Source organism: Pseudoalteromonas sp. 20-MNA-CIBAN-0454 (genome assembly GCF_040308685.1).
Lineage (GTDB): Bacteria > Pseudomonadota > Gammaproteobacteria > Enterobacterales > Alteromonadaceae > Pseudoalteromonas > Pseudoalteromonas nigrifaciens.
Genome location: NZ_JBEOOB010000132.1, coordinates 1 through 328 on the forward strand (window position 1 = coordinate 1; position 328 = coordinate 328).

1 tRNA gene is annotated in these 328 nt (G+C 45.4%); it reads right to left on the reverse strand.

What is annotated here, in order from left to right:
• Positions 1 to 251: 251 nt before the first annotated feature.
• Positions 252 to 328: transfer RNA gene (locus AAEZ22_RS18270), tRNA-Arg, on the reverse strand.

Below are 328 nucleotides of genomic sequence, written 5' to 3' on the forward strand. Positions count from 1 at the left end.
GGCGCAGGAGGATTCGAACCTCCGACCGCTCGGTTCGTAGCCGAGTACTCTATCCAGCTGAGCTATGCACCCACTTTATAGTTTACTTATTTTAACTCTAAGCAGAGTTTTTGCTTATTTAAACTCTAAGCAGAGTTATTAAAGTATGGTGGGCGTAGGACGTATCTTCTAAAAATGAACCTCCGACCGCTTGGTTATAAAGCCAAACACTTTAATTGCTTATTTATGCTCTAAGCAGAGTTATTAAAGTATGGTGGGCGCAGGAGGATTCGAACCTCCGACCGCTCGGTTCGTAGCCGAGTACTCTATCCAGCTGAGCTATGCACCC